This window comes from Duffyella gerundensis, assembly GCF_001517405.1.
Lineage (GTDB): Bacteria > Pseudomonadota > Gammaproteobacteria > Enterobacterales > Enterobacteriaceae > Duffyella > Duffyella gerundensis.
Genome location: NZ_LN907827.1, coordinates 1792074 through 1819047, shown reverse-complemented (window position 1 = coordinate 1819047; position 26974 = coordinate 1792074). Strand labels below are relative to the sequence as shown.

General features: G+C 54.2%; 22 protein-coding genes, 3 tRNA genes and 1 other RNA gene. 11 read left to right on the top strand and 15 right to left on the bottom strand.

Translation table 11 applies throughout. From position 1 onward, the window contains the following. Positions 1–151 precede the first annotated feature (151 nt). The 6 genes from EM595_RS08430 to EM595_RS08405 all read left to right on the top strand — a co-directional run bounded on the left by EM595_RS08430 (position 152) and on the right by EM595_RS08405 (position 4213). A complete protein-coding gene (locus EM595_RS08430) occupies positions 152–1525 on the top strand; it encodes an MATE family efflux transporter (RefSeq protein ID WP_067430311.1) in 1374 nt (457 codons plus the stop codon). A gap of 147 nt (positions 1526–1672) precedes the next feature. After that, a tRNA-Val gene (locus tag EM595_RS08425) sits at positions 1673–1749 on the top strand. A gap of 4 nt (positions 1750–1753) precedes the next feature. Continuing rightward, positions 1754–1830: transfer RNA gene (locus EM595_RS08420), tRNA-Val, on the top strand. 10 nt (positions 1831–1840) lie between these two features. Beyond that, a tRNA-Val gene (locus EM595_RS08415) sits at positions 1841–1917 on the top strand. Positions 1918–2260: 343 nt separating this feature from the next. Next, complete coding sequence (gene pykF, locus EM595_RS08410; protein ID WP_067430308.1) at positions 2261–3673, top strand: pyruvate kinase PykF; 1413 nt, start codon at positions 2261–2263, stop codon at positions 3671–3673. Between the two features lie 303 nt (positions 3674–3976). Beyond that, positions 3977–4213, top strand: a complete 237-nt coding sequence (locus EM595_RS08405) for a major outer membrane lipoprotein (protein WP_052898670.1) — start codon at positions 3977–3979, stop codon at positions 4211–4213. Positions 4214–4317: 104 nt separating this feature from the next. Here the strand turns inward: EM595_RS08405 and EM595_RS08400 are convergent, their stop codons facing one another. From EM595_RS08400 to sufA, 7 genes are all read right to left on the bottom strand, one after another. Then, complete coding sequence (locus tag EM595_RS08400) at positions 4318–5325, bottom strand: L,D-transpeptidase family protein (protein ID WP_067430305.1); 1008 nt, start codon at positions 5323–5325, stop codon at positions 4318–4320. A 66-nt stretch (positions 5326–5391) separates the two neighbouring features. Continuing rightward, positions 5392–5808 carry a cysteine desulfuration protein SufE gene (gene sufE, locus EM595_RS08395; RefSeq protein ID WP_067430302.1) on the bottom strand — a complete coding sequence of 139 codons (417 nt, stop codon included), beginning with the start codon at positions 5806–5808 and terminating at the stop codon, positions 5392–5394. 22 nt (positions 5809–5830) lie between these two features. Next, the gene (sufS, locus tag EM595_RS08390; protein ID WP_067430299.1) at positions 5831–7051 is read right to left on the bottom strand and encodes a cysteine desulfurase SufS; all 1221 of its coding nucleotides are present in this window, start codon (positions 7049–7051) and stop codon (positions 5831–5833) included. Then, positions 7048–8325, bottom strand: coding sequence for a Fe-S cluster assembly protein SufD (gene sufD / locus EM595_RS08385; protein WP_067430296.1), 1278 nt, complete (start codon positions 8323–8325; stop codon positions 7048–7050). Before sufD ends, sufS begins: the two co-directional genes overlap by 4 nt. Continuing rightward, entirely contained in the window at positions 8300–9046 is a 747-nt protein-coding gene (sufC, locus tag EM595_RS08380) for a Fe-S cluster assembly ATPase SufC (protein WP_067430293.1), read from the bottom strand. The genes sufD and sufC overlap by 26 nt, the downstream gene beginning before the upstream one ends. A 47-nt stretch (positions 9047–9093) precedes the next feature. Then, a complete protein-coding gene (sufB, locus tag EM595_RS08375; protein WP_067430290.1) occupies positions 9094–10590 on the bottom strand; it encodes a Fe-S cluster assembly protein SufB in 1497 nt (498 codons plus the stop codon). A gap of 7 nt (positions 10591–10597) precedes the next feature. Then, positions 10598–10972: a Fe-S cluster assembly scaffold SufA gene (gene sufA, locus EM595_RS08370; RefSeq protein WP_067430287.1), complete on the bottom strand. Its 375-nt coding sequence runs from the start codon at positions 10970–10972 to the stop codon at positions 10598–10600. 389 nt (positions 10973–11361) lie between these two features. On the opposite strand from sufA, the gene EM595_RS08365 reads away from it, so the two are divergent. Continuing rightward, positions 11362–11766: a hypothetical protein gene (locus EM595_RS08365; RefSeq protein WP_067430284.1), complete on the top strand. Its 405-nt coding sequence runs from the start codon at positions 11362–11364 to the stop codon at positions 11764–11766. A 19-nt stretch (positions 11767–11785) separates the two neighbouring features. Here EM595_RS08365 and ydiJ read toward each other — a convergent pair whose 3' ends face one another. Then, a complete protein-coding gene (gene ydiJ / locus EM595_RS08360; protein ID WP_067430281.1) occupies positions 11786–14839 on the bottom strand; it encodes a D-2-hydroxyglutarate dehydrogenase YdiJ in 3054 nt (1017 codons plus the stop codon). A 205-nt stretch (positions 14840–15044) separates the two neighbouring features. On the opposite strand from ydiJ, the gene ydiK reads away from it, so the two are divergent. Together ydiK and rprA are read left to right on the top strand one after the other, a co-directional pair. Continuing rightward, entirely contained in the window at positions 15045–16166 is a 1122-nt protein-coding gene (gene ydiK / locus EM595_RS08355; protein WP_067430278.1) for an AI-2E family transporter YdiK, read from the top strand. A 238-nt stretch (positions 16167–16404) separates the two neighbouring features. Further along, an RNA gene (rprA, locus tag EM595_RS08350) (antisense sRNA RprA) lies at positions 16405–16515 on the top strand. Positions 16516–16571: 56 nt separating this feature from the next. Here the strand turns inward: rprA and ppsA are convergent. After that, a complete protein-coding gene (ppsA, locus tag EM595_RS08345) occupies positions 16572–18953 on the bottom strand; it encodes a phosphoenolpyruvate synthase (RefSeq protein ID WP_067430275.1) in 2382 nt (793 codons plus the stop codon). 421 nt (positions 18954–19374) lie between these two features. Between ppsA and ppsR the strand changes: the two genes are divergently transcribed. Both ppsR and EM595_RS08335 read left to right on the top strand, forming a co-directional pair. After that, positions 19375–20208, top strand: coding sequence for a posphoenolpyruvate synthetase regulatory kinase/phosphorylase PpsR (gene ppsR, locus EM595_RS08340; protein WP_067430272.1), 834 nt, complete (start codon positions 19375–19377; stop codon positions 20206–20208). Positions 20209–20349: 141 nt separating this feature from the next. Continuing rightward, on the top strand, positions 20350–21396 hold the full coding sequence (locus EM595_RS08335) for a 3-deoxy-7-phosphoheptulonate synthase (protein ID WP_067430270.1): 1047 nt from the start codon (positions 20350–20352) through the stop codon (positions 21394–21396). 67 nt (positions 21397–21463) lie between these two features. On the opposite strand, the gene EM595_RS08330 is transcribed toward EM595_RS08335, so the two are convergent. The 6 genes from EM595_RS08330 to btuC all read right to left on the bottom strand — a co-directional run bounded on the left by EM595_RS08330 (position 21464) and on the right by btuC (position 26887). Beyond that, positions 21464–22903, bottom strand: coding sequence for a protein adenylyltransferase SelO (locus EM595_RS08330; protein WP_067430267.1), 1440 nt, complete (start codon positions 22901–22903; stop codon positions 21464–21466). 73 nt (positions 22904–22976) lie between these two features. After that, positions 22977–23630, bottom strand: a complete 654-nt coding sequence (locus EM595_RS08325) for an EAL domain-containing protein (protein ID WP_222938610.1) — start codon at positions 23628–23630, stop codon at positions 22977–22979. 408 nt (positions 23631–24038) lie between these two features. Further along, a complete protein-coding gene (locus EM595_RS08320) occupies positions 24039–24497 on the bottom strand; it encodes a C40 family peptidase (RefSeq protein WP_067430261.1) in 459 nt (152 codons plus the stop codon). Between the two features lie 74 nt (positions 24498–24571). After that, positions 24572–25318, bottom strand: a complete 747-nt coding sequence (gene btuD / locus EM595_RS08315) for a vitamin B12 ABC transporter ATP-binding protein BtuD (protein WP_067430258.1) — start codon at positions 25316–25318, stop codon at positions 24572–24574. A gap of 2 nt (positions 25319–25320) precedes the next feature. Continuing rightward, positions 25321–25866, bottom strand: a complete 546-nt coding sequence (locus tag EM595_RS08310; RefSeq protein WP_067430255.1) for a glutathione peroxidase — start codon at positions 25864–25866, stop codon at positions 25321–25323. A gap of 37 nt (positions 25867–25903) precedes the next feature. Further along, positions 25904–26887 carry a vitamin B12 ABC transporter permease BtuC gene (btuC, locus tag EM595_RS08305; RefSeq protein ID WP_067430252.1) on the bottom strand — a complete coding sequence of 328 codons (984 nt, stop codon included), beginning with the start codon at positions 26885–26887 and terminating at the stop codon, positions 25904–25906. Positions 26888–26974: the final 87 nt, after the last annotated feature.

The following is a 26974-nucleotide window of genomic DNA, read 5'->3' as shown; positions in this document are numbered from 1 at the left end:
AACGCCATGGTAATGCGTGTAATAACCCGTTATTCAGCATTGGCTAAATGCGCGCCAATCGTTAAACTATGCCACTCATTATTCTGATTATTTTGGTTTACTCAAAACCGTTCTTTTTGGCCGTCCCACCTCTAAAAATAAGGTTTACCCCGTGCAGAAGTACTGGACAGAAGCGCGTCAATTATTAGGCCTTGCCATTCCGGTTATCCTTGCCCAGGTCGCCCAGACGGCGATGGGTTTTGTCGACACCGTAATGGCAGGCGGCGTGAGCGCCACCGACATGGCTGCCGTGGCGATCGGCACCTCAATCTGGTTGCCGACCATCCTTTTTGGTCATGGCCTGCTGCTGTCCCTGACGCCAATCGTGGCACAGCTTAACGGCTCAGGCCGTCGCGAACGCATCGCACTTCAGGTCCGCCAGGCGTACTGGCTCGCCTTGCTGGTCTCGCTGCTTATCATGCTGCTGTTATGGAACGCCGGCTACGCGATCCATGCTATGCACAACATCGATCCGCGGCTGGCTGACATCGCGGTCGGCTATCTGCACGCGCTGTTGTGGGGGGCGCCGGGATACCTGTTTTTCCAGGTAGCACGCAACCAGTGCGAAGGCCTGTCGAAAACCAAACCCGGCATGGTGATGGGCTTTATCGGATTGATGGTCAATATTCCGGTGAACTACATCTTTATTTACGGGCACTTCGGCATGCCTGCGCTGGGCGGTATCGGCTGCGGCGTCGCCACCGCGTCGGTTTATTGGGTGATGTTTATCATTATGAAATGGTGGATTGGCCGCGCGCATTTTCTACATGACGTGCGTCTCAATACGCTCTATTCGCCACCCGACTGGAAAATTATCTGGCGACTGACCTCTCTCGGCCTGCCGGTTGCTTTGGCGCTGTTCTTTGAAGTGACGCTGTTTGCGGTGGTCGCCCTGCTGGTATCACCGATGGGTATCGTGCAGGTGGCCGGTCACCAGATCGCACTGAACTTCAGTTCGCTGATGTTTGTGCTGCCACTGTCGATGGGCGTCGCCGCCACGATTCGCGTCGGCTATCGTCTTGGCCAGGGATCGCCTGAAGATGCCCGCGTAGCGGCCTGGACCGCGCAGGGCGTGGGCGTGATGATGGTGGCCTGCACTGCCCTGTTCACCGTGATTTTTCGCCATCAGATCGCCCTGCTTTATAACGACAATCCCGAAGTGGTGACGCTGGCGGCGCAACTGATGCTGCTGGCAGCGGTGTATCAGTTCTCTGATTCGATTCAGGTGATCGGCAGCGGCATTTTGCGTGGCTACAAAGATACCCGCTCCATCTTTTATATTACCTTTGTGGCGTACTGGATCCTCGGCCTGCCCAGCGGATACATTCTTGCGCTGACCCATATCGTCGTCGCGCCCATGGGGCCTGCCGGATTCTGGTGCGGCTTTATTATCGGCCTGACGTCGGCGGCAATTATGATGATCTGGCGAATTATTCGTTTGCAGAAGCAGTCTGCAGAGAACATTCTCGCGCGTGCAGCCCACTGATTTTCGCCGTATTTCACGAAGACACGCCCAAAATTCGGGCGTGTCGAACAACAGATGTTCAGTCAGTAATAAAAATCACGCTTTTTCCTTGCCAGCCGTGATGCCTGCCGTTAATATTCGTCCCCGCTGTCTCCCAGACAGTTCAGTGCGTTCTTAGCTCAGTTGGTTAGAGCACCACCTTGACATGGTGGGGGTCGATGGTTCGAGTCCATTAGAACGCACCACAGTGCGTCCGTAGCTCAGTTGGTTAGAGCACCACCTTGACATGGTGGGGGTCGGTGGTTCGAGTCCACTCGGACGCACCAATTTCTGAAAGCGTTCTTAGCTCAGTTGGTTAGAGCACCACCTTGACATGGTGGGGGTCGATGGTTCGAGTCCATTAGAACGCACCACTTTCTCTCCCCCTTTTTTGTTGCGCAACCCCCTGAAATCATCTGGTCATTCTGCTTCGCTAAACCTTTTTAATTGGTTTTCGTATACTTAGCGCTTATAATGAATTCCGTTGTCCACTTGAATGGTTTCAGCGTAACGTGCCAATAACTCTATTACGTCCCGTTTGCGCAACACCGCCTGGCCACTATGCGCCGCGTTGTTCTCAACTTCCCCTGCACGCGTTATCTCTGTCACCTATTCTTAGTCTGTACCGCATTCTGCTGCTGAAGCACCAATTCTCAACGATGGCGATGCCATCGAACCCACACCTTTATCATCCATCACAACTTACAGATGACTGTCATGAAAAAGACTAAAATCGTATGTACTATCGGCCCGAAAACTGAATCAGAAGAGATGCTCACTAACCTGCTTGAAGCAGGTATGAACGTGATGCGCCTTAACTTCTCCCATGGCGATTATGCCGAACACGGACAGCGCATCACCAACATGCGTGCCGTGCTGGAAAAAACGGGCCGTCAGGCGGCCATTCTGCTCGACACCAAAGGCCCTGAAATCCGTACCATGAAGCTGGAAGGCGGCAACGACGTTGCGCTGAAAGCGGGTCAAACGTTTACTTTCACCACTGACCAGTCAATCATTGGCAACAGCGAGCGCGTGGCTGTGACCTATTCTGGCTTCACCGCTGACCTGAAAATTGGTAACACGGTGCTGGTAGATGACGGCTTGATCGGTATGGAAGTGACCGAAGTCACCGAAAACAGCGTGATTTGTAAGGTGCTGAACAATGGCGATCTGGGCGAAAACAAAGGCGTTAACCTGCCTGGCGTGTCAATTCAGCTGCCTGCCCTGGCGGAAAAAGACAAGCGCGACCTGATTTTTGGTTGTGAACAAGGCGTTGATTTTGTTGCCGCATCCTTTATCCGCAAGCGCTCTGACGTACTGGAAATCCGTGAGCACCTGAAGCAGCACGGTGGCGAGCACATTCAGATCATCTCCAAAATCGAAAACCAGGAAGGCCTGAACAACTTTGACGAAATCCTTGATGCTTCTGACGGCATCATGGTAGCGCGTGGCGATCTCGGCGTTGAAATTCCGGTTGAAGAGGTGATCTTTGCCCAGAAGATGATGATCAAAAAGTGCAACAAGGCACGTAAGGTCGTTATCACCGCAACGCAGATGCTTGATTCCATGATCAAGAACCCGCGTCCAACCCGCGCCGAAGCAGGCGACGTGGCGAACGCCATTCTTGATGGCACTGATGCGGTTATGCTTTCTGGCGAAAGCGCCAAGGGCAAATACCCGCTGGAATCGGTGACTATCATGGCCACCATCTGTGAGCGTACCGATCGCGTGATGAAACAGCGCATTGATTCGCAGTCAGACAACCGCAAAATGCGCATCACCGAAGCCGTCTGCCGCGGCGCAGTAGAAACCGCAGAGAAGCTTGAGGCGCCATTGATTGTTGTGGCTACCGAAGGCGGTAAATCAGCCAAGTCAGTGCGTAAATATTTCCCGCACGCCACCATTCTGGCGCTGACCACCAATGAAACCACTGCACGTCAGCTGATCCTGAGCAAAGGGATTGAGACACGTCTGGTAACTGAAATCGCCTCAACGGATGATTTTTATCGCATTGGCAAAGAAGTGGCGCTGGAAAGCGGCTATGGTCAGAAAGGCGACGTTGTCGTGATGGTATCGGGTGCATTAGTACCGAGCGGTACTACAAATACAGCGTCCGTACATGTACTGTAATTAATTACAATACTATTAATTAAAAGCGCCTGCGGGCGCTTTTTTAATTTCTCGCTTAATACAAAAACTGAGAAATTTCCAATCGATAAAATCTGTTTTATTACCACTTTTTCACGATTAACTCCGATGAGAATCTTGCTGTTTTCGCACTATTTTTTATAGATTTGCTGCAGAACGCTGTTTCTTTGACCGAACAGGCGAAATTAAGCATGTTCTCATCAAAAATTTATTCTCATTGCAAAAAAGTTTGTGTAATACTTGTAACGCTACATGGAGATTAACTTAATCTAGAGGGTATTAATAATGAATCGTACTAAACTGGTACTGGGCGCGGTAATCCTGGGTTCAACTCTGCTGGCTGGCTGTTCAAGCAATGCTAAAATTGATCAGCTGTCTACCGACGTTCAGACTCTGAACGCTAAAGTTGACCAGCTGAGCAACGACGTGAACGCAGTGCGTTCTGACGTTCAGGCTGCTAAAGACGACGCAGCTCGCGCTAACCAGCGTCTGGACAACCAGGCTCACTCTTACCGTAAGTAAGAGTTCTGGTTTGAAATGGCGCACATTGTGCGCCATTTTTTTATCTTTTTTTCAGCCTCCTGCCCTGCTTTCTCACTTTGCCTTCCCTGGCAAAGCACATCAATTTACTTTCCAGCTTCTGTACTTTCCGGTTGTGCCGGCGTTTGTGCGGCCAGAATCGCCGGTAACGGCGTGTGCTCGTCGATCGCCTCTCCGTCGTTAATCAGCACCGGCATACCTGAACGACGCGCCAGAGCCTGCTTAAACAGCGCCGTATCACTTTCGTTACTGTGTGCGAACTTCTTCAGCCCGGCAGAGAGCGCAATTTTCATGGTCTGCGGATCGTCCTTCTCCGTATGAGAGAGCGGCTGATGCACCTCAACGTAACGCTTACCATCCGGCTCTGTAGCGAATTTTACCGGCTCGTTGATGATTTGCACTCTTGTACCCTTAGGCACGCTGTTAAACAGCGCCTCAATGTCCTCGGGACGCAGGCGGATGCAGCCTGAACTGACACGCATGCCGATACCGAAATCTGCATTGGTGCCGTGAATCAGGTATTGCCCGGTGCCGCGCGCCAGACGCATAGCGAACATACCCATAGGATTGTCCGGACCCGCGGGCACCACGCCGGGCAGCGTTACGCCCTCTTTGGCATAACGCTTGCGGATATTAACGGTAGGCGTCCAGGTGGGGTTGGGGATTTTTTGGCTAACGCTGGTGACCATGATTGGCGTGGCGGCGCCCAACTGGCCAATGCCAATGGGATATACCACCACCGTATTGCTGCCTTTAGGGTAATAATAAAGACGCAGCTCCGCCAGGTTAACCACAATGCCTTCACGTTTGGTATCTGGTAACAGCATTTGCGTGGGAACAATCAGGCGGGTGCCCGCTTTTGGCAGCCAGGGATCGACCCCAGGATTGGCCTCCAGCATACCCAACAAACCAATCTTGTATTTCGCCGCCACGGCTTCCAGCGGATGATGATCATCGGGCACAACGGTAGTGACATTTTCGCCAATCAGGCGGCTGTTAGCAGGAGGAAGGGGATATTCAGTTGCCTGAGCGACAGGCATGGTGCAGAACAGCGTGCTAAGCAGCATGCCTGTAAGACAAAACAGAGATTTCATGGATACACTCTTCATTAGTGAAACACCTCATTACCTATCATAACGAGGTGCACAAGGAAGGTGTAGCTAGCTGAGCGCCTGCGCCTTGTTCAAAATAGCGCGGATCATCGCTTCCAGCCCCTGAGAACGCGTTGGCGTCAGGTGCTGAGTCAACGCCAGTTCTTCAAACCACGGGCGCAGTTCGAAGGTGGTAATCTCCTGCGGCGTGAGCCGATCATACAGAATAAAAACGATAGCCATCAAGCCTTTAACGATTGCAGCATCGCTGTCACCCAGCAAGCTCAGCGTACCATCCTCATGGGGCTCCATGACGATCCATACCTGGCTCTGACAGCCGGAAATGGCATTCTCCGGCTGGCGCAAAGAATCAGACAGTTCTGGTAAGCGACCGCCTAACTCAATCATATAAAGGTATTTTTCTTCCCAGTTAGCGCACCGATTAAAGTTGCGAACCAGCCTTTCTCTGTCCGGCAAATTTGCCATCCCTTCCTCCCTTGCCTGCCCGTTAGCCGAGCAGACGTTGAATACGTGTCAAACCAGCAGCCAGACGGTCGGCTTCCTCTTCGCTGTTGTAGAGCGCGAAAGAGGCACGACACATGGCCGGCACGCCGTAGTGCTGCATCAGTGGCATGGCGCAGTGGTGGCCGGTACGAATGGCAATGCCATACTGATCCAGGAAGCTGCCAACGTCATACGCGTGATGCTTACCGAGGTTAAACGCGATCACACCAGCACGCTCGGTTGGACCGTAGATAATCAGGTCAGGCACCGACGCCAGTTTGTCGAGTGCATAACGCATCAGCGAGCGTTCATGCGCCTTGATGGCGGGCAGGCCCAGCGTCTCGATCCAGGCAAAGGCGGCACCCAGACCAATAATGCCGCCGGTGTTAGGCGTGCCTGCTTCAAAACGCCATGGCGATTTGCCGTAAGTGGTGCCCACGGGTAGCACCACGGTATCGATCATCGCCCCACCGCCCATCCAGGGTGGCATCTGCTCTAACAGCGCCTGACGGCCATAGAGAATACCAATACCGTTAGGGCCATACAGCTTGTGACCAGAGAAGACGTAGAAGTCACAGTCGATATCCTGCACGTCAACCTTGTCATGCATTACCGCCTGTGCGCCATCAATCAGCGTTACCAGTCCGGCCGCTTTGGCTTTCGCCACCAGCGCCTTGACCGGGTTAACCGTGCCCAGCACGTTAGAAACGTGGGTAACGGCCAGCAGACGTGAACGGCTGTCGATCAGGCCATCGAGGCGATCGATGTCCAGTTCGCCATTTTCCGTTAACGGCAGCACGCGAATTTCAGCGCCGGTGCGTTCCGCCACCATCTGCCACGGCACGATGTTGGCGTGATGTTCCATAGCGGTGATAATGACATTATCCCCCGCTTTCAGCTGGCTCAGGCCCCAGCAGTTGGCAACCAGATTGATGCCTTCCGTGGTGCCCTTAACAAAGATGATTTCATCGGCAGAACCGGCGTTCAGGAAGCGCGCAGCCTGGCTGCGCACATGTTCCATCGCGGTGGTCGCTTCAGCACTCAGCGTATGAATGCCGCGGTGAACCGCCGCATAGCCGTGCTGATAAAAATAACTTTCGGCGTCAATGACCGCCAAAGGGCGTTGCGCGCTGGCCGCACTGTCGAGATAAGCCAGCGGCTGACCATTGACTTCACGGGACAAAATCGGAAATTCTGCCCTGATGCGCGCCAGATCGTAACTCATGCCACTCCTCCAGGAAAACGGTCTGCGATACGCTGCATCACGCTGGCTTTCAGCACGTCATCAGCAATCGCTTCGGTTAGCTCGGCGGCAAACGCGTAGATAATCATCTGCTCGGCCGCTTCTTCAGCGATACCGCGCGAGCGCAGGTAAAACATCTGTTCATCGTCGATACGGCCAATGGTCGCGCCGTGGCTACACTTGACGTCGTCAGCATAAATTTCCAGCTGCGGCTTGGTATCGACCTCAGACAAACGTCCCAGCAACAGGTTGTTGTTGGTCATCTGTCCGTCAGTTTTCAGTGCATGCTTCGCCACTTTGATTAGGCCGTTAAATACCGCTTTCGCTTTGTCGCGCACAATCACTTTGTGCTGCTGACGGCTCTGACAATAGCCTTTGTTGTGCTCAAGCCAGGTGCGGGTATCGCAGACTTCATTACCCACCGGCAGCACCAGACTATTAATCTGCAGGTTGGTATTTTCGCCGTTCAGCTGCGCGCTGGTGTGATGACGCGACAGGCCCGCACCCAACAGGAAGCTCTGGCTGTTGATCTGTGCGTCACGGCCGGCAACCACATCGTTATGCGCGAAGTGGAAACTGGCAGCATCTTCAAATGCCAGCTTGGTGTGCGTCAGACGGGCGTTATCGCCTACCGCCATGGTCAGTCGTGAACCGGTAAAGTGCGCTTTGCCATTCAGGGTAACGTAATGCTCGATAACCTGCGCTTCAGCGCCCTCTTCCAGCTGCAGATGATGGCGATAATGCACGGTGTTCAACTTGCTGTCGTCGCCGCTGCTGATATGCAGCAGGTAAAGCGGACGAGCAGGCGTTGTTCCACGCGGAACGCGAATCGACGTAACCTGTTCAGCCAGACTTTCAGTGAGGTGCAGAAACACTTCAGGCTGAACTGGCGCTGGCAAGGCACGACGCTGCGCCGCCTGAGAAAGCTGAATATCGAACAGATCGTATTCGCTGTCGCTCAACGACGGCTGAAACGCACCGTCCAGATAGACCAGACGCACCGCTTCCAGCGGCAGCGAAATTGCCTGCAGCTGAGCCGCATCAAGTTCAGCGACCTCAGGCAGCACGAACTGCTGGCCGAGCAGGTTATCCAGCGGCGTATATTTCCAGTGCTCGCTTTTGCGCGTAGGCAAGCCTTCACGCATCAGCTGCTGCCAGTGCTCCTGAGCCTGTAATGAGCGCGCGTCGCCACGCGATTCAAACAGATGGTGCCACTGTTGCAGCGCGGTTTCACTCTTCGTCGGTAAGCCAGCCATAGCCTTGCTCCTCCAACTGTTTAACCAGCGAGAAATCGCCTGATTTCACAATCTTGCCCTGATAGAGCACGTGCACGAAATCTGGCTTGATGTAATCCAGGATGCGCTGATAGTGCGTCACAATGATGAATGAACGCTTGCCGTCGCGCAGCGTGTTCACGCCGTTAGCCACGATTTTCAGGGCATCAATGTCGAGGCCGGAGTCAGTCTCGTCAAGAATACAGAGCTGCGGCTCAAGGGCAGCCATCTGCAGAATATCGTTACGCTTTTTCTCACCGCCGGAGAAGCCAACGTTTACTGAGCGCGTCAGCAAATCCTGAGGCATTTTCAGCAGGTCGATCTTCTCTTCGATGAAGTCCTGGAAGTCAAAGCGATCCAGTTCACCCTGCTGACGGTATTTACGCACGGCGTTAACCGAGGTTTGCAGGAAAAACTGGTTGCTGACGCCGGGAATTTCAACCGGGTACTGAAACGCCATAAAGATGCCTTCGCCAGCGCGATCTTCCGGAGAAAGTTCCAGCAGATCTTTGCCGTTGAACGCCACCGATCCGCTGGTGACTTCATAATCTTCACGGCCAGCCAGCGTGGCAGACAAGGTACTTTTACCCGAGCCGTTTGGCCCCATGATGGCGTGCACTTCGCCTGGCTTCACTTCCAGGTTCAAACCACGCAGGATTTCCTTGTCTTCAACGCTAACCTGTAAATCTTTAATACTTAACATAAATTATCCTTCACATTGCTTTCCGGCAACGGGTAATGCGCTATCAATTAGCCCACACTATGTTCAAGGCTGATAGCCAACAATTTTTGTGCTTCGACGGCAAACTCAAGCGGCAGCTCGGAGAAAACATCTTTACAGAAGCCGTTTACAATCATGGATATGGCGTCATCTTCGCTGATGCCACGCTGCAGACAATAGAACAGCTGATCTTCACCGATACGTGAGGTGGTCGCTTCATGCTCCAGCTGCGCGCTATTGTTGCGCGTTTCCACATACGGGAAGGTATGCGCACCACACTCCGCGCCAATCAGCATCGAATCACACTGGGTGAAATTACGCGCATTGGTCGCGGTCGGCATGATCTTCACCAGACCGCGATAGGTATTCTGACTTTTACCGGCAGAAATCCCTTTAGAGATAATGGTCGATTTGGTGTTTTTACCGATGTGAATCATTTTGGTGCCGGTATCCGCCTGCTGACGGCCACTGGTCAACGCCACCGAGTAGAATTCACCAATCGAATAATCCCCTTTCAACACCACGCTTGGGTATTTCCAGGTGATTGCTGAACCGGTTTCAGACTGCGTCCAGGACATCTTGCTGTGATCGCCTTCGCACAGGGCGCGCTTGGTCACGAAGTTCAGAATGCCGCCTTCAGCTTCGCCGCCGGCAAACCAGTTCTGCACGGTGGAATATTTCACTTCGGCATTTTTGTGAATGATCACTTCCACAACCGCCGCGTGCAGCTGATAGCTGTCACGTACCGGCGCCGAGCAGCCTTCGATGTAGCTGACGTAGCTGTCTTCGTCAGCGATCAGGATGGTGCGCTCAAACTGGCCGGTTTTGGCAGCGTTGATGCGGAAATAGGTGGAAAGCTCCATCGGGCAACGCACGCCTTTCGGGATGTAAACAAAGGTGCCGTCAGAGGCCACCGCTGAGTTCAGCGCCGCAAAGAAGTTGTCGTTGTGTGGAACCACGGTACCGAGATATTTCTGCACCAGCTCCGGGTGATCGTGAATCGCTTCGCCGAATGAGCAGAAGATGATGCCCTGTTCCGCCAGCTTGCCGCGGTAGGTGGTTGACACCGATACCGAGTCAAAAATGGCATCTACCGCAACTTCACGGCCTTCGCGAACCGGCACGCCCAGCTGATTAAAGGCGTCTTCCACTTCCTGCGTCAGGTAGTTACTGTTGGGATGACTGCCATCGGTCTGGGTCGCGCCCGGCTCCGATGCACAGCTGTCGTCGCAGTTACCGCATGACGGCGCAGAATAGTAGCTGTAATCCTGATAGTTCAGGCCGGCGTAGTTCGCCTTCAGCCAGTGCGGCTCTTCCATTTGCGTCCAGGCATGATAAGCCTTGAGCCGGAACTCCAGCATCCACTCGGGTTCGTTACGCTTGGCAGAAATTGCCCGCACCACGTCCTCGTTGATGCCGTTGGCCATTTCATCGGTTTCAAGCTGGGTAAAGAAGCCCTCTTTGTACTTCAGACGGCCGCCATCCCATACCTGTACATCATCTGGGGTTTCGCTGTTTTGTGACATATCGCTATTACTCGACGCCAAAGCTCTCACCACATCCGCAGGCGTGTTGGGCTTTAGGGTTATTGAATTTAAAGATCTGGTTCAGGCCTTCGCGGACAAAATCCACTTCGGTGCCGTCGATGAAAGGCATCGCCTGAAGCGGCACAAACAGCGAGGCGCCGTTGTGCGTGAACTCCAGGTCATCCTCTTCGGCGGCGCTCACCAAATCCATGGTATAGCCGAACCCGGCACAACCGGATTGCTTAATGCCAAGACGTAAACCGCTGACTGCCGGATCGGTAGCGACAAGGTTGAGAATTTGCGTTGCCGCTGAGTCCGTCAGCGTGAGTCCTTTCCAGACAAAATCATCCGGAGAGAAAGATGCAGGATTTGCTGTTGCCATATGCTGTACCTCATGATGCGTAGCCTGGTTTGGCTGATACCCCTATGGTAGTGATAACAATTATCACTTCAACCTCTTGTTTTGCAGGGATAAAGGCGAAACGGCTTTTTTTACGGCTAATATTTAAGAATAGACGCTTAAATCAGCGGTCTGATCCACCAAAAAAGCGCTATGCTGGTTTTATAATTCCATTATATATCAATAAGTCACCGAAGACATCTTGATGCTTATTGAGAATAATAATCAGTTTACGCCCTTACCGATGCGTCTGGATTGTTAATATCAATTTTTCTGACAGGTAGCATTTATCGATAAAACTTTGCTCGCGCGATCGCTAAAAATCGCGTAGGTTATTATGATAATGATTCTCATTAGCAGGAGAGTGCGTCATGAATCGGTCCGTGTCCGCCTGGTTGCAGCATAAAATTGACGACTACAAGTTTTCTGTCCGCGATATCACCGTCGATTTTTACATGGCGCAGGCCCGACTTGATCGCTCCGGCGCTGGTATCGAACAGCTGCGACGCTTCAATGATACCTGTCTCGATATGGCAGAAATTTGTCAACTGAACGGCGACGACCAGAGCTACCTGCATGCGCTGGGCAAACTGCATCATCGACTGGTGCAGGAAATGAGTAATCCCGAGCGTGAACAGTTATTCCGCGTTCAGGCCTATCAGCTGGCCCGGTTGTCACTGACCCGTCTGTGCCATCACCTGGCACAGACCGGCCACTGGGACAAAGCCACTACGTTACAGAGCGATTTTGTTAAACACGCCGGTTCGATTTTCTAGCACATACGCGTAACAAAAATTATACCATTTCCAGCAGCGCCTGTAACGGATGTCTCACGCCATTACCCTCAATTCTTTTCACCTGGCTGCGGCAGGAATAGCCGGTAGCCAGGCAACGCTGACGCGGCAACCGCTGCATCTGCGGATGCCACGACAGCGCATAAATACCCAGCGAATTTTCAAGGTTTTTGGTCTCGTGCCCATAGGTTCCCGCCATGCCGCAACAGCCGACGCTAACGTTTTCCAGCGTGGCGCCAAAGCGAGCAAAAATGCCCTGCCACTGATTTGGTGACGCCGGCAAGGCAGTGACTTCGGTACAATGCGCAAACAGATACCAGGATTCACCGGTCTGCGGCTGAACTGCCCGCGGCGCAAGTACCTCACTCAGCCACTCCTGCACCATCAAGACCGAGAACTCGCCGCGCTTGTCGCCCAGCGTCTGCTGATACTCATCGCGATAACAGAGTACCGTCGCCGGATCGACGCCCACCATCGGCGCACCCAGCCGTGCCACACGGCGCAGGAAATCGGCGGTTTTTTCGGCGGTGCGGGCAAAGCGTTGTAAAAATCCTTTCACGTGCTGAGCCTTGCCGTTTGGTGAAAATGGCAGCAGCACCGGCTGGTAACCCAGCTTTTCGACCAGGCGAACAAAGTCATTAACCAGTTGCGCTTCATAATAGCTGGTGAAAGGATCCTGCACGATCAACACACGATTGGCTCTTTTCTCTGCGCTTTCGGCTTCCAGTTGCTCCAGCGTCATTGCGCAGGCGGGATGGCCGGAGAGCTGCTGCTTCAGTGAAGGCGACGAAAGCAGCGGCAGATCCACCATGCCAATATGCTGGCGGCTCAGTTCACGCAACCACGGCTGCCGCAGAAAGAAATTGAACGCTTTCGGCGCTTTGGCCATCAGCGGCGCGTACGTTTCCACTCCCGCAACCAGATGATCGCTTACCGGGCGCAGGTAGCGCGTATGGTAGAGCTGCAGGAAGCGCGATCGGAAGCCAGGCACGTCGATCTTAATCGGGCACTGGGTAGAGCAGGCTTTGCAGGCCAGACAGCCCGACATCGCCTCCTTTACCTCGTGCGAAAAGTCGTATTCCCCTTTGCTGGCGTACCAACTATTGCGCGTGCGGCTGATCAAGGCGCGCAGGCTCACCGAACGCGTCGGCAGATGCTGCTCCAGCTCCAGCGGATCGACACCCTTTTCCACCAGCAATCGCAACCATTCACGGGTCAAGGTCGCCCGGCCTTTTGGCGAGTGAATGCGGTTCGCGGTGATTTTCATTGAGGGACACATCGGACTGCGTACGTCGAAATTAAAGCACAGCCCGTTACCGTTGCACTCCATGGCGCCGCGCCAGTCACTGCGTACCGCCACCGGAATCTGGCGATCAAAGGTGCCGCGCTTGACGCCATCAACCGGCATCATCGGATCGTCAACGCCGATTGGCGTACAGATTTTACCTGGATTCAGCCGGTTCAGCGGATCAAAGGCAGCTTTGATGCGGCGCAGCTCGTTGTACAGCGTGTCGCCAAAAAAGGCGGGACTGTATTGCGCGCGGTATCCCTTACCGTGCTCGCCCCACAGTAATCCGCCATAGCGCGCGGTCAGTGCCACCACTTCATCGGAGATCTGCTTCATCAGCATCTCCTGTTGCGGATCGCACATGTCTAACGCGGGTCGCACATGCAGCACGCCGGCATCAACGTGACCAAACATGCCATAACTCAGGCCATGGCTGTCCAGCAGCGCACGAAAGTCGCTGATATAGTCGGCGAGATGCTGCGGCGGCACGGCGGTATCTTCCACAAACGGAATGGGTTTGGCGCGCCCTTTGGCATTGCCCAACAGACCAACCGCTTTCTTGCGCATCGCATAGATACGCTCAATCCCCGCTAAGTCCTCGCAGAGCTGATAACCGATGACGCCCGCTTCCTGTTGCGCCATCAGCGCATCAAGCCGGGCACAGAGCGCGTTAACCTGGCTGTCGATCAGCGCCACGTCGTTACCGGCAAACTCAACGATATTCAGGCCGAGCATCTCTTGATCCGGCACATCTGCAATCAGCTCACGCACCGAATGCCAGACGATATCTTCCCGCGCCAGATTGAGCACTTTTGAATCCACGGTCTCTACCGACAACGCCTGCGCCTCGACCAGCAACGGCGCGTTACGCAATGCGGCATCAAAAGAGTTGTATTTGATATTCACCAGCTGACGCGCTTTTGGGATCGGCGTGATATCCAGCCGTGCTTCGCTGATAAAGGCCAGCGTGCCTTCTGCGCCACACAGGATGCGGGTCAGATCGAAGGTTTGCAGATCGTCGCTGAGCACGTGGCGCAGGTCGTAGCCGGTCAGAAAGCGATTTAATGCCGGAAACTTCTCCACAATCAGCGCGCGCTGCTCGCGGCAGCGTTCCAGCACCGTGGCATAGATGCGCCCTTCCGGCGTCTGCTCCTGCGCCAGTTGTTCGGCCAGCGCCACCGGCATGGCTCGCGTATCAAGGATTTCCCCACCCAACAGCACGGCACGCAGGGCCAGCACATGATCGGACGTTTTGCCATACACCAGCGATCCCTGGCCAGAGGCATCGGTATTGATCATGCCGCCCAGCGTAGCGCGGTTGCTGGTGGAAAGCTCCGGTGAGAAAAAGAAGCCATACGGCTTCAGCCAGGCATTGAGCTGATCTTTTATCACGCCTGCCTCAACGCGTACCCAGCCCTGTTCAGGATTGATTTCCAGAATGCGATTCATGTAGCGCGACATGTCGACCACGATGCCCTGATTCAGCGACTGACCGTTAGTACCGGTGCCGCCGCCACGCGGTGTAAACACCAGGCTCTCAAAGCGCGTTTCACCCGCCACGCGTGCAATCAGCGCCACATCGGCGGTAGATCGGGGAAAAATCACCGCATCGGGCAGCTGCTGATAAATGCTGTTGTCCGTGGAGACGGTAAGGCGATCGGCATAGCTGGTGGCGGTATCACCAGTAAAGCCTTGCTGCTCAAGGGTGTTGAGGAAAGTCAGTACCAGCTGTACCAACCCTGGCGCCTGGGAAATCTGTGGGATCATGATGGGATAACCAGTGAGCGAATCGATTGCGTTGTTAGTCGGAGATAGGTGGTTTTATCATATTTTTAACCCCATCGCTCTGATTTCAGCGGCGATAAAATCCCTGTGACTGCCTCTGTTGCAATCCCCGTAAATGCTTCATGATATTCCCGTCGTGCATCATCTGGATGCGCCACCTGAGAGAGATTAAGGACCGGGTTAGACAATGAAAAACCTGCATCGCAGCATGGATTTACCGCAAATACTGTTTTCACTGATGTTCATTCTTATTCTTATCGTCGCCTGCTTTTGGGTGGTGCAACCCTTTATCCTCGGCTTTGCCTGGGCGAGCATGGTGGTGATTGCCACCTGGCCGCTGATGCTCAAGCTCCAGTCCTGGTTGTGGGGACGACGTTCGCTGGCGGTGGTGGCCATGACGCTGATTTTGCTGCTGGTGTTCATTATTCCGGTGGTGCTGCTGGTCAACAGCCTGATCGATAACAGCGCACCGGTGATCGCCTGGATCACCTCCGGTCACCTGCAACTGCCTGCGCTGACCTGGCTCAACGACGTGCCGGTCATTGGCAAGAAGCTTTTTGCCGGTTATCACACCCAGGTTGATGCCGGGGGTACGGCCATTATGCGCAAGGTGCAGCCTTACATTGGCCGCACCACCGGTTTCTTTTTTGCCCAGGCGGGTCACTTTGGCCGCTTTATGCTCCATCTCGGTTTGATGCTGCTGTTCAGCGTGCTGCTCTACTGGCGTGGTGAGCAGGTGGGCAACGGCATTCGACATTTTGCCTATCGTCTCGCCTCACGCCGCGGTGATGCGGCGGTACTGCTGGCGGGTCAGGCGATCCGCGCCGTGGCGCTGGGTGTGGTGGTCACCGCGCTGGTGCAGGGCGTGCTCGGCGGCATTGGCCTCGCGATATCGGGCATTCCCTACGCCACGCTGCTCACCGTGCTGATGATTTTCTTTTGCCTGGTTCAGCTTGGGCCGCTGCTGGTGCTGGTGCCCGCGATCATCTGGCTCTACTGGAGCGGCGACACCACCTGGGGCACTGTGCTGCTGGTCTGGAGCTGCGTAGTGGGTACGCTGGATAACTTCCTGCGGCCGATGCTTATCCGCATGGGCGCCGATCTGCCTATGATCCTGATTCTCTCTGGCGTCATCGGCGGCCTGGTAGCTTTTGGTATGATTGGCCTGTTTATTGGCCCGGTAGTACTGGCGGTCTCTTATCGCCTGGTGTCGGCCTGGATGCACGAAGCGCCTGCGCCGGATGGCTCGCCGCAGGAAGTGATAGACGAGCTGGCAGAGGATCAGGAAGAGCTACGCAAGACCTTCTAAGTGTAAATCAGCGGTTTCATTACCGGGCCGCTGAAAAATATTTTCCCGTGTTCTGATTAACACTGTTAAACCTTAAAACGCTTTTTTTGTTAAAAAACGCTTAAATGTCAGGCAACACATTACCTGAGCTTCTCATTTTTTGCGGCAAATAACGTCGAATTACGGGAAAAGATTATCCGCCGTAAACTAATAAGAGGATTCTTAAAGACGCCCGCTACGATGCTGAATAACATGAGTCACATGTTTGAGATCAAACCCCTGATTTTAAAACAACCTTTTTCCCCTGAGTAAAGTAAAAGAATTGCTGTGTGTAGTCTTTGCCCATCCCATGTGATGGGCTTTTTTTTGCCTGAATATAAATAAAAGGCCGAATAATCCGGCCCTTAAATTAGTAAAGTTAAATGATTATGCTTTGTGCAAATCCGCCAGCATCAGCCAGGTTTGCACGACGGTATCCGGATTGAGCGACAAGCTGTCGATGCCCTCTTCCATTAACCAGGCAGCAAAGTCTTCATGATCCGACGGTCCCTGACCGCAAATCCCCACGTATTTACCCTGTTTTTTCGCCGCACGAATCGCCATCGACAGCAACGCCTTAACCGCTTCATTACGTTCATCAAACAGTGCAGAGACCACGCCCGAGTCACGATCCAGCCCCAGCGTCAGCTGCGTCATATCGTTAGAGCCGATCGAGAAGCCGTCGAAATGCTCAAGAAACTGTTCGGCCAACAGCGCATTGGAAGGGATTTCGCACATCATGATGATTTTCAGGCCATCCTGACCGCGCTTCAGCCCCTGACGCGCCAGCTCCTCCACCACTGCCTGGGCCTGATCGACGGTACGCACGAACGGAATCATAATCTCAACGTTGGTTAAGCCCATTTCGTTGCGCACCCGCTTCACCGCCGCGCACTCCAGCGCAAAGCAGTCACGGAAGCTGTCCGCCACGTAGCGTCCGGCGCCGCGGAAGCCGAGCATCGGGTTCTCTTCATCCGGCTCATAACGTTCGCCGCCCACCAGATTGGCGTATTCGTTGGATTTGAAGTCAGAGAGACGCACAATCACCCGCTTCGGCGCAAACGCCGCGCCCAGCGTGGCAATGCCTTCAGTCAGGCGCGCCACGTAGAACTCCACCGGATCGTCAAAGCCCTTCATCAGTTCGCGGATCTGCTGCTGTACTTCCGGCGTTTGCTGATCAAACTCCAGCAGCGCTTTGGGGTGCACGCCAATCATGCGGTTGATGATGAATTCAAGCCGTGCCAGGCCAACGCCCTCATTGGGCAGGCAGGCGAAATCAAAGGCGCGATCGGGATTACCCACGTTCATCATGATTTTCAGCGGCAGCGCCGGCATCTCATCGACCTGCGAGCTTTTGACTTCAAATTCGAGCAGCGCATCGTAGACATAACCGGTATCGCCTTCCGAGCAGGAGACGGTAACCTGATGGCCATCGCGCAGCAGATCGGTGGCATTGCCGCAGCCGACCACCGCAGGAATACCCATCTCACGCGCAATGATCGCCGCATGGCAGGTGCGGCCGCCGCGATTGGTAACGATAGCGGCAGCTTTCTTCATGATCGGCTCCCAGTCGGGATCGGTCATGTCGGTCACCAGCACGTCGCCTTTCTGGATACGGTCCATTTCGCTGATGTCATGAATCACTTTCACTTCACCTGCGCCAATACGATGGCCGATAGCACGTCCTTCCACCACCACGTTGCCTTTGCCCTGTAGCGAGTACCGCTCCATCACCTGCCCGTTGGAGCGCACGGTTTCCGGACGCGCCTGGACGATAAACAGCTTGCCGGTGTGGCCATCTTTTGCCCACTCAATATCCATCGGACGCTGATAATGCTGCTCAATGGCCATTGCCTGGCGGGCCAGCGACTGCACCTCATCATCGGTCAGCGCAAAGCGATCGCGTTCGGCCTGCGGCACATCTTCAATTCTTACCTGTTCGCCATGCTCCAGCGAGTCGGCATAGACCATGCGAATCTTTTTGGAACCCATGTTGCGCCGGACGATAGCCGGACGATTGGCCGCCAGTGTCGGCTTGTGTACATAAAACTCATCCGGATTCACCGCGCCCTGCACCACCATTTCACCCAGACCCAACGCAGCGGTGATAAATACCACCTGATCGAAGCCCGACTCCGTGTCGATGGTAAACATCACGCCCGATGACGCCAGGTCGGAACGCACCATGCGCTGCACGCCTGCAGAGAGCGCAATGCCGCGATGGTCATAGCCCTGATGCACCCGATAAGAGATCGCTCGATCGTTAAACAGCGAGGCGAAAACGTGTTTAACGGCGATCATCACCGCGTCAATGCCCTGCACGTTGAGGAAAGTTTCCTGCTGACCGGCAAACGAGGCATCAGGCATATCTTCTGCGGTAGCCGAAGAGCGTACGGCAAAAGAGGCTTCAGCATCATCGGCGGAAAGCTGCTGATACGCCTGCTCAATCGCCGTTTCCAGCTCGCCATGGAACGGCGTTTCCACAATCCACTGCCTGATTTGCTGGCCCGCTTTCGCCAGCGCCGACACATCATCAACGTCTGTTTCATCCAGCAGCGCATAAATGCGCTCATTCAGGCCACTTTGATCGAGAAAGAGATTAAAGGCTTCGGACGTAGTGGCAAACCCGTTGGGCACCGATACGCCTAAAGATGAGAGGTTAGTGATCATTTCACCCAGAGACGCATTCTTGCCGCCCACCCGATCAACGTCGTGCATGCCAAGCTGGTTATACCAGAGCACCAACGACCGTTCGCCTTGATTAGACATTGACGTTATCCTTTTCAATAAAGTGACTGAGAAATGAGAAAATGCAGACTAAGCGCGTCTTGAGAGTGGCACACTTTCATTGCAGGATGAAAATGTTGAATCGTTAAAGCTGTCGCAGAATTAGCAGTTTCAGATTACTCCTTAGTGTAAATAAGGCGCTTTTCAGGCCATGATCGCAAGAGAATAAAAAAGAAAAAAGTAAATTTATCTTTTTTAACAATAGCTTATAAATTAGCTTGCATCATGTTAAATAAGACAAACTTATCGCTGGGCTTAATTACTCAGTTGCGACGCTAAACAGATAAAAGAAACAGCATTTCATTTTTAAATATTGCGTATCAGCTGCGCAAAATAAAATATTCATCTCAGCCGTTGTGGAATATTTATTTTAATCAAGGCCGTTCTTCTCTCAGGAAATCACATGAATATGATCGTAGAAAGAAGCGTTTTTTATATTTCTGATGGCACGGCGATCACCGCCGAGGTGTTAGGGCACGCCGTCATGTCACAGTTTCCGGTTGATACCATCAGCGTCACGCTGCCCTTCGTGGAAAACGTACAGCGTGCGTTGGCGGTCAAAGCGCAAATTAATGCGATTTGCCAACAAAGTGGCCTGCGGCCGCTGGTGTTTTTGTCGATTGTGACGCCAGAGGTCAAAGAGATCATCATGCAGAGCGAAGGCTTCTGTCAGGATATCGTGCAGACGCTGGTGGCGCCGCTGCAGCAGGAACTGGGCATTGCGCCCGCGCCGGTGGTGCATCGCACGCACGGTTTAACCGCCAGCAACCTCGGCAAATACGATGCTCGCATCGCGGCGATCGATTATACCCTGGCGCACGACGATGGCATCTCGCTGCGCGGGCTGGAAGATGCGCAGGTGATCCTGCTCGGCGTCTCGCGCTGTGGCAAAACGCCCACCAGCCTCTATCTGGCGATGCAGTTTGGCGTCAAAGCGGCGAACTACCCTTTTATTGCCGATGATATGGATAATCTCAAGCTACCTGCTGCGCTGCGTCCTTTTCAGCATAAACTGTTCGGCCTGACCATCGATCCGGAACGTCTGGCGGCGATACGGCAGGAGCGCGCTGAAAACACGCGTTACGCCTCGCTGCGCCAGTGTCGTATGGAAGTGGGCGAAGTCGAAGCGCTGTTTCGCACCCAGCAGATCCGCTACCTCAACAGCACCAACTATTCGGTGGAGGAGATCGCCACCAAGATTCTGGACATTATGGGCCTGAACCGCCGCATGTTTTAACCCGCTGTCGCCCGAGCAGGCGGCCAACATTTTTTCTGACGCACCGGGGTAACACTTGAATTCACAGCGCTTTGGGTTAAGGTGATGGCCATCACTTCCCGGCGCTTCTGCCGATGCGAAGAAAAAATTTTGAGAGTGAACATGAACAAAACGGATGAGTTGCGCACCACGCGCATCGATAGCCTGATCACGCCTGCGGAACTTGCCGCCCGCTATCCGGTGTCAGCTGAAATCGCGGACAATGTTACCGCCTCGCGCCAGCGTATTGCCCGCATCCTGAACGGTGAGGATCCGCGCCTGCTGGTAGTGATCGGCCCCTGTTCCCTGCACGATCCGGACGCCGCGCTGGAGTATGCCAAAAAACTGGCGGTGCTGCGCGAGCGCCATGCCGGAGAACTTGAGATTGTGATGCGCGCCTATTTTGAAAAACCGCGCACCGTGGTTGGCTGGAAAGGTTTGATCTCCGATCCACACCTTGATGGAAGCTGCCGGGTCAATGAAGGCCTGGCGATTGCACGCAAACTGCTGCTGGATATCAACCGCTTAAATTTGCCTACTGCCACCGAGTTTTTGGATATGGTGATCGGCCAGTTTATTGCCGACCTGATCAGCTGGGGCGCTATCGGCGCGCGTACCACGGAAAGCCAGATTCACCGCGAGATGGCCTCGGCACTCTCCTGTCCAGTGGGCTTTAAAAACGGCACTGATGGCAACACGCGCATTGCGGTGGATGCCATTCGCGCCGCCCGCGTCAGCCATATGTTTCTTTCGCCGGACAAAGATGGCCAGATGACCGTGTATCAAACCAGCGGTAATCCTTCCGGTCATATCATTATGCGCGGCGGCAAACAGCCCAATTACCATACTGAAGATATCGCCGACGCCGCAGCCAGCCTGGCGGAATTCGATCTGCCGCAGCAACTGGTGGTGGACTTCAGCCACGGCAACTGCCTGAAGCAGCATCAGCGGCAGCGCGACGTGGCTGAATCCATCTGTGCGCAGATCCGCGGTGGATCGCGAGCGATTGGCGGCGTGATGATTGAGAGTTTCCTGCAGGAAGGCGCGCAAAAAGTGGTCAGCGGTCAGCCGCTGCAATATGGCCAGTCGATTACCGACCCATGCCTGGGTTGGGAGCAGAGCGAAGAAGTACTACAGATGTTGGCAGACGCAGTCGCCACCCGGTTGTGAAAACAATGGGGCGAAAGTTTCGCCCCATTTCCTCTCCTGGCTTGCACAGCTCACTTCTTGTTCTTTTCTAACTTGAACAGCTCACTTCCAGTTTCTTGCCCCAGTCGGGCGCGCGCTGCTGCAAATCGCGGAAGGCGTCATCGTCATCAAAAGGCCGCATCAGTGCCTGATGCAAGCGCGCCAGCACGCTGACATCGCCCGCGCTGGCAGCATCAATCGCCTGCTGTGCCAGATAATTGCGCAGAATGACCGCTGGATTGGCTGCTTTCATAATGCGCTGCCGCTCGACATCTTCCACCCCTTCCCGTAGCAGACGCTGCCGCCAGCCGGCATACCAGCGATCAAAGGCCTCGCGATCGATAAACTCATCGCGCAACGGCGAAGTAGCTTCATGCTGCTGAGTGTAGCTGAGCTGGCGGAAGGTCCAGCTGTAATCGCTGTGTTCATTGGTCATCAGCGTCAGCAGGCCGGTCAGGATGTCGTTGTCCTCTTTCTCTTCGGTCAGCAGCCCGAGTTTGGCGCGCATCTGTTGGCCCCAGCTGCGCATCAGCGCACTCTCATAGCGACTGAGCGCCTGCTTAAGCTGTTCCGTCGTCATCAGGCCGGACAGCGCGTGCGCCAGGCGGTTGAGGTTCCACAGTCCCACCATCGGCTGATTTTCAAAGGCGTAGCGGCCCTGATAATCGCTGTGGTTGCAGATGAAGCCAGGCTGATAATCATCCAGAAAGCCGTAAGGGCCATAATCGAGCGTCAGGCCCAGCACTGACATGTTGTCGGTGTTCATCACGCCGTGGGCGAATCCCACACTTTGCCAGCTGGCGATCAACGTCGCCGTGCGCTCGACTACATCGCTGAACCACAACAGGTATTTATCTGCCTCATCCTGCAGATGCGGCCAGTGATGAGCAATTGCATAGTCGGCGAGCTGCCTGACCTGCTCAGGGCGCTGGTGATAAAACGCATGTTCAAAGTGGCCAAAGCGCAGATGGCTTTCGGCAATGCGCATTAGCATAGCGCCGGGTTCTGGCGTTTCACGATAGACCGCTTCATCGCTCACAGAGATGGTCAGCGCCCGCGTGGTGGGAATACCCAGATGATGAATGGCTTCGGAGGCAAGAAATTCACGAATGGTGGAGCGTAGCACCGCACGGCCATCACCCATGCGTGAATAAGGCGTCAGCCCTGCACCTTTTAAATGCCAGTCAACCTTGCGACCATTCGACAGCTGTTGCTCGCCCAGCAGCAGCCCCCGACCATCCCCAAGCTGACCGGCCCAGACGCCAAACTGATGACCGCTGTAGACCTGAGCTAAAGGCTGCATGCCCGGCAGCAACTCGCTGCCGTTCCAGATACCCTGCCGCTGGGAGGTCAACAGACTGGCGTCCAGCTCCAGCTCGGCGGCCAGCGGCGCGTTGTGATAAAGCAACCGCGTATTGGCCAGCGGCGTTGGCATCACCTTGCTGTACCACCCTTCCAGCTCCTGATACCAGCTATTTGAAAACTGCATTGCTCCTCCTGCTCTCCACGACGATACGTAAACCCTAAGTGTAAACGTATTTAATGGATAAGGCAGTCAGCCATCAGTGCTGGCAGGAGGAGAGAACGGCTGGCGCAGCCACCAGCGCATCCAGATTAGCCGCATCAACCGTTGGAAAAATAGCGCCTTCCAGACCCCAGGGATTTACCGCCAGCACTTTATTTAACAGCAGCTCATCATCAATTCCCGGCAGCACAATGTACTGGCAGTGCGCTTCAATATTACTGAAAATGGCATGAATAAAGGCGGGAAACGAAGCGCGCTTAGCAGCGGCCTGTAAAAATTTTTTATCGATTTTTACCCGGGTAAAAAGATTATCGTATAACGGTTTAGCAGGAATTTTTCCGGCGCCGAAATGACTTAATGATAATGCCGCAATGCTACGCAGCGTCATAAGTTCAGCATTATTTTCACCCAGCGCTAAACCGGGATAGGCTTCATCAATTTGTAATTCCAGCCAGGACAATTGCCGAATACGGTGCTGAAGCAGATCGTTATTCAGAATCGACTCAACAGAAACACTGTCGACACAGATGGTCGCCCTGACATTATGTTTATTAAAGAAATCGCTGTTATTTTCCAGCAATGAAAGCTGGTCCTGCATTATCGCGGCGCGCTGTGTGGCGTCAAGTTGCGGCAGCAGCATGCTTTGCGGCAGGGTTACATCTGCGGTTTCATGGACAAAAGTGACGTTCATTTCAACGGCCGCTAATCGGCCATGCGGTGTGTAGCAGGGATAAAAAATATTACGTGACCGAAAATCGGCCGACAGATGAATTTGCATTTTTTTTAGCCATTATTAACTGGCGATGTTGCATCCTATAACAAGGAAATATGACAATCAACAGGACCAACTTTACGCAGAGAAGTAAGAATTAACTGCGCTTATCGATTAACAAAAATACGCTTTTAATTACGTTTTCTTTATAAATACTTAACTCAAATTAATCGTTTTTACGATAAGCATTGCGGGTCACATTGTTTAGTCTGACTGTTATTTCATTGATACGCCGTCTATTTCCACGAGTTTGTATAGTGGCAGGAAATAACCAGCGGATAAATACGCTTTATCTGAAACCAGGTATTCAGCAGGCATCAATTCTGCCTAAATACGTCGCGCCTGCCAGAAAACTTTTCGCCAATAGACATTATCCAGCGATGAGCGAATGACGCCACGGCTGGTTGAAGCATGGATAAACTGATTATCCGTATCGTAGATGCCGACGTGCAGGCCATTCTCACCGCCGCCGGTTTTGAAGAACACCAGATCGCCCGGCAATAACTCTTCTTTGTCGATGCGCGTGCCGATATCGGTTTGCGCTTTGGTGGTACGCGGGAGCTGTAACGCAAAGCGATCGCGAAAGGTCAGATAGACAAAGCCGGAACAATCAATGCCGTTGCGGTTCATGCCGCCGTAGCGATACGGCGTGCCATGCCACTGACTGAGCTGATCGTTGAGTTGAGCAATAACGGTGATGGAATCGGACAGACGACCGTTTGGCGGTGGAGCATGATGGCTACAGCCTGCCAAAAGAAGAACCAGCACTACAATCGCCCAACGCATAGCCGCACATCCCTTTATTAAGCCCGCTGACTATTTAGCGGTAACGGCAAGAGAATAGCAACTGACGAACGGCATTAACGCGGGGAAAGTAAAAAAAGCGTGTCGTCCAGCACCACGTGGCGAAACGTAACCTGATAAATCGGCTGTAAAATCGTAGGTTGCAGCACCTGCTGCGGATCGCCGGTTAGCTGTACCTCGCCGCGATGCATCAGCCAGACGCATTCAGCCTGTTGCAGGCTGTCATTGAGATCGTGGCTGCTCATGATCACCGTGATGCCAGCGTCACGGTGCTGGCGAAGCAGCTGATTCACTGCCGCCTGCTGCGCAATATCCAGCCCGGTCATTGGCTCATCCAGCAACAACAGGCAGGCATCAGGGTTGAGCTGCGGATGACACTGCAACAGCACCGCCGCCAGTCGGACCCGCTGCCATTCGCCGCCAGAAAGCTGCTGCAGCTGACGCTCCAGCTTATCTGTTAGCTGTAACGCGGCCAGCAGCCCGGCCACCGCGTTATCGTGGTCGCCCTGCCCATTGACCAGATGCAACTGCAAATAGTGCCAGACCGCCATCAGGCCAGCGGGCGGCTGCTGTTGTGGCAGCCACGCGCGATGCCTCGCCAACGCGTTGCCGCTCCATGCGGGCAGCGGTTGCCCGAGAAACACAACCTCACCGCTGCCGGACAGCATACCAGCCAGCCGCGACAGCAGGCTGCTTTTACCGGCACCGTTAGGCCCCACCAGGTGGATAAGGCTACCGGCTGCCACCTGCGTGGTAAAAGGCAGCAGCCGGTTGGCGACGGCCACCTCCTGCAATTGCAGCATCGTTATTTAGCCAGCGCCACTTTGATGCTTTCCATTACGATCGGATCTTCCGGCGTCATGTCGGGTGAAAACCGCTGCACCACATTGCCTTCGCGATCGATCAGGAATTTTTCAAAGTTCCACAGAATATCGCCAGGTGCCTTTGGCGCCCGGCCTTTACTGGCCATACGCTCATAAAAGCCGCTTGCTTCAGGGGCAACCGCTTCCGGGCGCGCAGCGATCAGCTGCTGATAGAGTGGATGACGACCGGGGCCGTTGACCTCAATTTTCTCAAACATCGGGAAGGTGACGCCGTAGGTCGTGCTACAGAAGGTTTTAATCTCTTCGCTGGTGCCTGGCTCCTGCTCAAGAAACTGATTACATGGGAAGCCAAGCACGCTAAATCCACTGCTCGCCCAGGCTTTATGAATATTTTCCAGCTGCTCATACTGTGGCGTCAGCCCGCATTTTGAGGCGACGTTAACCACCAACAGTACTTTGCCCTGCCACTCTTGCAGCGTGGTTTCTCTGCCGTCCAGCGTCACCAGTTTTGTCTCTAAAAGGCTCATCGTCTTCTCTCATTCAGGTTAAGAATACCAGCCGTGGCTAGCGTTGTGATTTCAGTAATAGCATGATGAAAAGCGGTGCGCCAAGCGTGGCGGTGACCACGCCAATCGGCAACTCCGCTGAAGTCAGGGCCATTCTGGCCAGTACATCAGCCAGCAGTAAAATAATCGCGCCAGATAGCGCAGCAGCCGGTAACAGCACATGGTGATCGGTCAGGCCGCGCAGACGCAGCAGATGCGGCACCACCAGCCCGATGAAACCAATTGCCCCGGCCAGCGCGACGCTAACGCCAACCAGCCAGCCGACCGCCACCACTAACAGATTACGCCATAACAGTAGCGGTAGCCCAAGCTGCCGTGCTGACAGTTCGCCCAGTGCCAGCAGGTTTAACACCGAACCGCGTGAGCACAGCCATAACAGCACCGGCAGCAGCGCCAGCATCAGCCAGCCGTAGCGCCAGTCAACGCCGCTAAAACCGCCCATCATCCAGTACATTAGTTGGCGCAGATCGAGCGTGCTGCTCAGGTAAACGGCCCATGTCATCATCGCGCTACAGATCATGCCCAGCGCCACGCCGGTAAGCAGTAACCGGCTATTAGAGAGATGGCGATGGGCGAACCGTAGCAGAATCAGCGTAATCAGCAGCGCACCGGCCATGGCGGCCAGTGCCAGCAGCCAGATATCGCCGCTGCCAAAAAAAATCGCCAGCATTAATCCTACGCCAGCACCGCTGGAAACCCCAAGCAGGCCAGGCTCGGCGAGCGGATTTTCAAACAGCGCCTGCATCGCCACGCCAGCCACGGCCAGCGCAGCACCGACCAGCAGCACCGCCAGCGAACGCGGCAAACGCAGTTGCCAGACAAATATTTTCGCCTGCGGGCTCAGCCAGCTGTTGGGCGGCAGCCAGCGCTCACCGACGCACAGACTGAGAATGAATGTCGCCAGCAGTAGCAGGCTGAGCGCCACGATCCAGTATAAATGACGCCGTCTGGCTGACTGCGACAGGATGTTCAGCAGTGACATAACATCGCTAAATCTCAGGAAAACAAGGTGTTGATTGTAGTGCTATCGGCAGGAAAAGATAGAGCCAGCATAGCTGGCTCTGTGTGG

What these genes read in the sequence shown, in the direction of transcription:
- pykF (WP_067430308.1), top strand. Translation starts at nt 2,261, where the DNA reads ATGAAAAAGACTAAAATCGTATGTACTATCGGCCCGAAAACTGAATCA.
- EM595_RS08405 (WP_052898670.1), top strand. Translation starts at nt 3,977, where the DNA reads ATGAATCGTACTAAACTGGTACTGGGCGCGGTAATCCTGGGTTCAACT.
- EM595_RS08400 (WP_067430305.1), bottom strand. Translation starts at nt 5,325, where the DNA reads ATGAAATCTCTGTTTTGTCTTACAGGCATGCTGCTTAGCACGCTGTTC.
- sufE (WP_067430302.1), bottom strand. Translation starts at nt 5,808, where the DNA reads ATGGCAAATTTGCCGGACAGAGAAAGGCTGGTTCGCAACTTTAATCGG.
- sufS (WP_067430299.1), bottom strand. Translation starts at nt 7,051, where the DNA reads ATGAGTTACGATCTGGCGCGCATCAGGGCAGAATTTCCGATTTTGTCC.
- sufD (WP_067430296.1), bottom strand. Translation starts at nt 8,325, where the DNA reads ATGGCTGGCTTACCGACGAAGAGTGAAACCGCGCTGCAACAGTGGCAC.
- sufC (WP_067430293.1), bottom strand. Translation starts at nt 9,046, where the DNA reads ATGTTAAGTATTAAAGATTTACAGGTTAGCGTTGAAGACAAGGAAATC.
- sufB (WP_067430290.1), bottom strand. Translation starts at nt 10,590, where the DNA reads ATGTCACAAAACAGCGAAACCCCAGATGATGTACAGGTATGGGATGGC.
- sufA (WP_067430287.1), bottom strand. Translation starts at nt 10,972, where the DNA reads ATGGCAACAGCAAATCCTGCATCTTTCTCTCCGGATGATTTTGTCTGG.
- EM595_RS08365 (WP_067430284.1), top strand. Translation starts at nt 11,362, where the DNA reads ATGAATCGGTCCGTGTCCGCCTGGTTGCAGCATAAAATTGACGACTAC.
- ydiJ (WP_067430281.1), bottom strand. Translation starts at nt 14,839, where the DNA reads ATGATCCCACAGATTTCCCAGGCGCCAGGGTTGGTACAGCTGGTACTG.
- ydiK (WP_067430278.1), top strand. Translation starts at nt 15,045, where the DNA reads ATGAAAAACCTGCATCGCAGCATGGATTTACCGCAAATACTGTTTTCA.
- ppsA (WP_067430275.1), bottom strand. Translation starts at nt 18,953, where the DNA reads ATGTCTAATCAAGGCGAACGGTCGTTGGTGCTCTGGTATAACCAGCTT.
- ppsR (WP_067430272.1), top strand. Translation starts at nt 19,375, where the DNA reads ATGAATATGATCGTAGAAAGAAGCGTTTTTTATATTTCTGATGGCACG.
- EM595_RS08335 (WP_067430270.1), top strand. Translation starts at nt 20,350, where the DNA reads ATGAACAAAACGGATGAGTTGCGCACCACGCGCATCGATAGCCTGATC.
- EM595_RS08330 (WP_067430267.1), bottom strand. Translation starts at nt 22,903, where the DNA reads ATGCAGTTTTCAAATAGCTGGTATCAGGAGCTGGAAGGGTGGTACAGC.
- EM595_RS08325 (WP_222938610.1), bottom strand. Translation starts at nt 23,630, where the DNA reads ATGAACGTCACTTTTGTCCATGAAACCGCAGATGTAACCCTGCCGCAA.
- EM595_RS08320 (WP_067430261.1), bottom strand. Translation starts at nt 24,497, where the DNA reads ATGCGTTGGGCGATTGTAGTGCTGGTTCTTCTTTTGGCAGGCTGTAGC.
- btuD (WP_067430258.1), bottom strand. Translation starts at nt 25,318, where the DNA reads ATGCTGCAATTGCAGGAGGTGGCCGTCGCCAACCGGCTGCTGCCTTTT.
- EM595_RS08310 (WP_067430255.1), bottom strand. Translation starts at nt 25,866, where the DNA reads ATGAGCCTTTTAGAGACAAAACTGGTGACGCTGGACGGCAGAGAAACC.
- btuC (WP_067430252.1), bottom strand. Translation starts at nt 26,887, where the DNA reads ATGTCACTGCTGAACATCCTGTCGCAGTCAGCCAGACGGCGTCATTTA.